This window comes from Burkholderia sp. B10, assembly GCF_004368385.1.
Taxonomy (GTDB): Bacteria; Pseudomonadota; Gammaproteobacteria; order Burkholderiales; family Burkholderiaceae; genus Burkholderia; species Burkholderia vietnamiensis.
In genome coordinates this window covers 1-6478 of sequence record NZ_PQMX01000136.1, presented here as the reverse complement: position 1 = coordinate 6478, position 6478 = coordinate 1, and the positions used below count along the sequence as shown (strand labels likewise).

At 63.4% G+C, this 6478-nt stretch carries 4 protein-coding genes and 1 pseudogene; all 5 read left to right on the top strand.

Annotated features, from left to right (window positions below; genetic code table 11):
- The first annotated feature begins 117 nt into the window (after positions 1 to 117).
- Entirely contained in the window at positions 118 to 1638 is a 1521-nt protein-coding gene (locus C3Y15_RS30855; protein WP_185499757.1) for a hypothetical protein, read from the top strand.
- A gap of 678 nt (positions 1639 to 2316) precedes the next feature.
- Positions 2317 to 3081, top strand: coding sequence for a ParA family protein (locus C3Y15_RS30850; protein ID WP_011886041.1), 765 nt, complete (start codon positions 2317 to 2319; stop codon positions 3079 to 3081).
- A 451-nt stretch (positions 3082 to 3532) separates the two neighbouring features.
- Positions 3533 to 4114, top strand: coding sequence for a TIGR01841 family phasin (gene phaP, locus C3Y15_RS30845; RefSeq protein ID WP_011886040.1), 582 nt, complete (start codon positions 3533 to 3535; stop codon positions 4112 to 4114).
- 307 nt (positions 4115 to 4421) lie between these two features.
- The gene (locus tag C3Y15_RS30840; protein WP_041493836.1) at positions 4422 to 5603 is read left to right on the top strand and encodes an acetyl-CoA C-acetyltransferase; all 1182 of its coding nucleotides are present in this window, start codon (positions 4422 to 4424) and stop codon (positions 5601 to 5603) included.
- 226 nt (positions 5604 to 5829) lie between these two features.
- Positions 5830 to 6351, top strand: a pseudogene (locus C3Y15_RS30835) (SDR family NAD(P)-dependent oxidoreductase); the annotation flags it as partial.
- Between the last annotated feature and the right edge of the window lie 127 nt (positions 6352 to 6478).

The following is a 6478-nucleotide window of genomic DNA, read 5'->3' as shown; positions in this document are numbered from 1 at the left end:
ATGGAACCGCTCGGCTATATCCCGCCCGCCGAGGCTGAGGCAAACTACTACAGGCAACTCAGAAATGCTGCTGAAGTGCCTGCATTAACTTAAACCAACCGGCCTCCACGATTCCCGGTGCGGTTCAAGCCGCTCACGGCGTTCGAGAACTTCAAGGCATGGCTTGTCGGCCGTGTGGCGCCAGAGCCTTGGGCCGGCGACTTCGACCTGGCGATGGACCAGAAGTGGATGGATCTTTTCTGGCGCCTTGCCTCTCAGAAGAAGAACGTACCCGTTGGACAGGTGGTTGATGACTTCTACCTGCGGTTCATGTACGTGATGGCGTTCTTCGACGCCTGCAATCAAATCGAACGCGCTTACGGTGCCCCAAAACAGGCAGTCGAATGGATCATGAGGTTGCGCCAGGCCCGCGGCTACATCCCGCTGCGAGAGCTCGAGGGCTACGGAGCCTTTAGCCCCTCGACTGCGCAAGTCGCGTCGGTGGCATTGGACCACTTCTGTGACCCTGCTTCGACAGCAGATCTGGCCACGCTGGAGCGAGCTCTGGCGCCGAACAGCGACTACCTTGATCTCATGAGGCTGTTCTGCATCATTGCGTGGGTTAATTGCTCCGCGGTGACGTCGGAGCCGTCTGGGCTGGAGCGCGAGAGGTCGCGATGGGACCGCGTCACCTCGAACCTTCTGGCCAACCACCGTATAGACGATGTCTACGCAGCTATCCTTGCCATCAAGGGGGTGCAGGCCTTGTCTTCTCACGCCGGAAATTTGTACGAGTCGCTATCGAAGGCGACTGAACCTCCCACCGGCTTCAGCGGCGAGCAGGTAAAGGAAGAGGTACGAAAGGCACGACTAATTGTCGAAGATCCGACATGGGAAGACTTGTTCATCGAAGCTGAGGCGCATCCATACTTGCAAGGAAAGATCGGGTTCCTGCTTGACTTCAGCACTCCGTCCGAAGGGGCTCTTGACCGTGACACGTTCTCCCGCTACTCGGAGCGAGCAAGAGCGGTCCTCGATGCGAGCGTGCGCGCCTCCACGGAGCACCTCCTAGAGCGTGCGTTGTTGTCTATAGACGACTACTTGATTGGGCGTGGATCGTCCAAGTTCTCCTTCTGCCAGCCTGATGCCGGTACCTACCGCGACAGGTCGGAGAACTGGTTGAAGGTGATCGGCCGGCGCGAGTTCCAGAATCTGCTCGACCGCATCGAGGGTGATGCCAGTGCTGCGCTACGTGAACTCATCGAGGCCGCAGTCTGCACGGATTGGCGCAGGTATGTCGTGGCAGAGCCACAGCTTATCGACTATTGCGGGGAGCGTCTTATACACCGTGAGGGGTCAGATGATATCTATTTGTTGTCGCGCAAACGCCTTTCCGGGTATCACGCGGAGCTAAGGAGCTACGCGCTCTTCCTTGCGCTGCAACGTTCAAAGGGCACACTACCGGGAATAACTTACCGCTATGCAGAGACCTATGACGACACGCAACCCGCACTAGTGCTTCAGGTCGGCACCCAAGAGCTGAGGGTCAGCTACCGAGCTAACGCCTGGAGGTCTAGTGGTTCCAGTGGGCAGGTGTCCATCCCTGAAATCCTCGTTAAGTTCATGGAGGAGCATGGCTTCACCGAATCGAGAGGTTAACCTGGGGTCGCCTCGACGGTGAATTACGGGATTGGCACAGGGCGCGAAGGTCTGACGCAGAAGTGCCGGCGCGCAGGCCTACCAAGGAGAGCATCGACTTCAGCTGGCGTCGGCTTTTGAGGTCGAATGCGAGGACGCGAATTTCCGCTCTGGGTCGGCTGCTGCCGCTCGGCACCAAGCTGCGGATTTGAATGGTTGAGCGCCTGCAGTATCGAAGAAGGCGGGCACCGATAAATAGCTACCCCGAAATGTCGATGATTCGCAGCAAAGGGGAGGCGACACAAGCCTAGACTGATCTCAACTCAGCGCGCGTCGCGCATCGACCGATTGCCCAGCAGGCACGGGCGGTCCAGTACCGATCTTTACGGTTTCAGGGCCGTCAACATCGTGGCGGTCGGTCTGTCGCTCGTCGCGTAGCAATGTTTACATAATTGTGGAACAGAACCGTTCTAAAGCGGACCGACGGCATCGCGTACCCGAAGGGGGCCCGGCGGCCCGAGTCGAGCGAATCGCTCGGCGCGGACCGCCGGGCCCTTTGCCGTATACGTGCCGCGCGCCCGACACGCCGCGGATGCCGCCCGCAATCGTGCGCAATCGCGCGCATCTGATCGATGTCACGCGGCCGCCATGATTGACCGGCTAAGCTCGTCTCTTCGACGTTCGATCGAAGGAGACGCAATGCGGCGGGTCGTATTCAACCAGAAGGGCGGCGTGGGCAAATCGACGATCGTCTGCAACCTGGCGGCGATCAGCGCCAGCGAAGGGCTGCGCACGCTCGTGATCGACCTCGACGCGCAGGCGAACTCCACGCACTATCTGCTCGGCGATCGCGCGGCCGATGCGCGGCCCGGCGCCGCCGAGTTCTTCGAGACGGCGCTGACGTTCAACTTCCGGCCGATCGACGTCGCCTCGTTCATTCATCCGACGCCATTCGACGGGCTCGACGTGATGCCCGCGCACGCGGACCTCGACACGCTGCACGGCAAGCTCGAGTCGCGCTACAAGATCTACAAGCTGCGCGACGCGCTGAACGAGCTGGACGGCTACGACGCCGTCTACATCGACACGCCGCCCGCGCTGAACTTCTACTCGCGCTCGGCGCTGATCGCGGTCGAGCGCTGCCTGATTCCGTTCGACTGCGACGACTTCTCGCGCCGCGCGCTGTACACGCTGCTCGAGAACGTGAAGGAAATCCAGCAGGACCACAACGCGGCGCTCGAGGTCGAAGGCATCGTCATCAACCAGTTCCAGCCGCGCGCGAGCCTGCCGCAGCAGCTGGTCGACGAACTCGTCGGCGAAGGGCTGCCGGTGCTCGCGTCGCGGCTGTCGGCGTCGGTGAAGATTCGCGAGTCGCACCAGCAGTCCAAGCCCGTGATTCATCTCGAGCCGGCGCACAAGCTCGCGCAGGAGTTTCGCGCACTGCACCGCGAGTTGGCCGGGTGAATCTGCGCCGGCAATAATCGGAATCATCCGATCATTTAAATGCGTATTAGTAATCCCGGCAACGGTTTCATAATAAATCGGAAAAACGATTACATGAGAAATGGACGCATTCAAATGCGACCATTTTTCGAATATCGGGAATAATGACGGGGTAAATATTGCGTCTCGTCGTGCCGCGGCATGCTGTAAAAAGGTAAAAGCGCTCGTCGGCAATGCGGTGCAACGCCGCCATGCAAGCCTGAGGACGCCTCGCGGTGTCGGTCATTTCGAGGCATAAGGGTTTTTACCTATCATTAATGCCATTTAATTGACAATTAAACGTTCTAGAATGGCCTTCCTCAACTTCTCGAGCTCAATGGAGTTGCGGGTTGTCAATAAGGAAGCGGGCCGTCGATCTGCCTTCCATTTTCCATTACGTCGTCTCTCGCATTGCCAAACAGGAGCGTGCCCGATGTCCGTATTTGCCCCCGAAAAATTCGCCGCCGATTATCAGTCCGGTATCGCAGCCTGGTTTGCGATCGCGCGTCCGGCGATCAGCGGCTTTGAGGCCGTCGTCGAACTCAATCTGCAAGTGGCCCGGACGGCGCTCGCTGAGTACGAGGACAAGCTGAAGAACGCGTTCAACGCGAGCAACCCGGCGGCTGGTTTCGCGCAGCAGGTCGCCGCGCCGCAGGAAGCGGCCGGCAAGGCAGCCGCGTACGGTCGCCATCTGTTCGACATCGCGGTGTCGACGCAGGCCGAGTGGGCCAAAGTCGCTCAGGCGCAGTATGAGGAGACCGACAAGCGCGTGAAGGACGTGGTCGGCGAGCTGACCAAGCATGCACCGGCCGGTTCGGGCGCCGTGGTGGCCGCACTGAATTCGGCGCTGTCCGCGGCGACGGCCGCGGCCGACTCGATGCGCGCGGCAACCGGGCAGGCGATCGAGGCCGCGCAAAGCGGCTTCGACGCGGTCAGCGACACGGCCGCGCGCGGCGCGAAGCAGACGGCCGCAGCCGCCCGCAAGGACGCCGCTTCGCGCGAATCGGCGGCGTGATCGCGGGTCGCGACACGCGCGACACGAACACGATCGCTCGATCGCCACGGGAGCCGCGTGCCGGCCGTCGCGTGTGCTGCGCGGCGGCCGGTGCGCGCGGTCGGCTTGCGGCGCGATGTCCGGGAACGGCCGGAGCGCGCGGAAGTGCCGCGTATCGCTTTCGCGGTGTGCGACGCATCCGCTCTGACGGTCGCGCTGCGCGTCCGCACGCGCGGCCGCGCGGCGCCGAGGCGCGGCAGTCTGCGCGCCTCCCGCCCACCGCCGCGCATCCCCTATCGACCCATTGATTTCAACGCAGGAACAGAACATGACGGACGTAGTGATCGTATCGGCCGCGCGGACCGCGGTCGGCAAATTCGGTGGTTCGCTCGCGAAGGTTGCGGCACCGGAGTTGGGCGCGACGGTGATTCGCGCGGTGCTGGAGCGCGCAGGCGTGCAGCCCGATCAAGTGAGCGAAGTGATCATGGGCCAGGTGCTGGCGGCGGGCTCGGGGCAGAACCCGGCGCGTCAGTCGCTGATCAAGGCCGGGCTGCCGACGGCGGTGCCGGGCATGACGATCAACAAGGTGTGCGGCTCGGGCCTGAAGGCGGTGATGCTGGCGGCGAACGCGATCGCGGCGGGCGACGCGGAGATCGTGATCGCGGGCGGCCAGGAGAACATGAGCGCGGCGCCGCACGTGCTGCCGGGCTCGCGTGACGGGTTCCGGATGGGCGACGCGAAGCTGGTCGACACGATGATCGTCGACGGGCTGTGGGACGTGTACAACCAGTACCACATGGGCATCACGGCGGAGAACGTCGCGAAGGAATACGGGATCACGCGCGAGGAGCAGGACGCGTTCGCGGCGCTGTCGCAGAACAAGGCGGAAGCCGCGCAGAAGGCTGGCCGCTTCGCCGACGAAATCGTGCCGGTGTCGATTCCGCAGCGCAAGGGCGAGCCGCTGCAGTTTGCGACCGACGAGTTCGTGCGTCACGGCGTGACGGCGGAGTCGCTGGCGGGGCTGAAGCCGGCGTTCGCGAAGGACGGCTCGGTGACGGCGGCGAACGCGTCGGGGCTGAACGACGGCGCGGCGGCGGTGCTGGTGATGTCGGCGCAGAAGGCGCAGTCGCTGGGGCTCACGCCGCTGGCGCGCATCAAGGCGTACGCGAACGCGGGCGTGGATCCGAGCGTGATGGGCATGGGCCCGGTGCCGGCGTCGCGGCGCTGCCTGGAGCGCGCGGGCTGGACGCCGGGCGATCTGGACCTGATGGAGATCAACGAGGCGTTCGCGGCGCAGGCGCTGGCGGTGCACAAGCAGATGGGCTGGGACACGTCGAAGGTGAACGTGAACGGCGGCGCGATCGCGATCGGTCACCCGATCGGCGCATCGGGCTGCCGGATTCTGGTGACGCTGCTGCACGAGATGGTCAAGCGCGATGCGAAGCGCGGGCTGGCGTCGCTGTGCATCGGCGGCGGGATGGGCGTGGCGCTCGCGGTGGAGCGCGCGTAAGCGCATGAGCGCGATTCGACGCTCGAGCATGGAGGCGGCGCAGCCTGCGCCGCGCGCGCACGAAGCAGCGGCTTCGCGCGCGATACGTTGCCAACAACAAGCGTGATGTTCCGGGATGCGCCGTGTCCGCGCCGCGGGCGCGGACGCATCGCAGCGGCGGGGCGGCGGCATCGGCGGTGCGGCCGTCTCGCGTGATTGTCTACTTTTCTTGTCGGTAAAAAACAGGATGACTAAGCGAATTGCAGTTGTGACGGGTGGAATGGGCGGCCTCGGCGAAGCGATCAGCATCCGGCTGAGCGATGCGGGCCACCGGGTCGTCGTCACGTTTTCGCCGGGCAACAGCGGCGCCGATCGCTGGCTCGGCGCGATGCATGCGGCCGGCCATGAATTCGACGCGTACCCGGTGGACGTGGCCGACCACGATTCGTGTCAGCAGTGCGTCGAGAAGATCGTCCGGGACGTCGGCCCGGTCGAGATCCTAGTGAACAACGCGGGCATCACGCGCGACATGACGCTGCGCAAGCTCGACAAGGTGAACTGGGACGCGGTGATCCGCACCAACCTCGACTCGGTGTTCAACATGACGAAGCCGGTGTGCGACGGCATGGTCGAGCGCGGCTGGGGGCGCATCATCAATATCTCGTCGGTCAACGGCTCGAAGGGCTCGGTCGGGCAGACCAACTACGCGGCGGCGAAGGCCGGCATGCACGGCTTCACCAAATCGCTCGCGCTCGAAGTCGCGCGCAAGTGTCAAACGCATTTGAAATCTGAGCCACTTCGCGCCTGATCGCGCAAAGTAAAACTGAGCCAGTCGTTACTTCTTCGATGTCGGGACGTGCCCGGCTTTGCGTTGCTGTTTCAGTCTGTAGCTGTCT

Coding starts and splice junctions, on each gene's coding strand:
- C3Y15_RS30850 (WP_011886041.1), top strand. CDS start 2,317: ATGCGGCGGGTCGTATTCAACCAGAAGGGCGGCGTGGGCAAATCGACG.
- phaP (WP_011886040.1), top strand. CDS start 3,533: ATGTCCGTATTTGCCCCCGAAAAATTCGCCGCCGATTATCAGTCCGGT.
- C3Y15_RS30840 (WP_041493836.1), top strand. CDS start 4,422: ATGACGGACGTAGTGATCGTATCGGCCGCGCGGACCGCGGTCGGCAAA.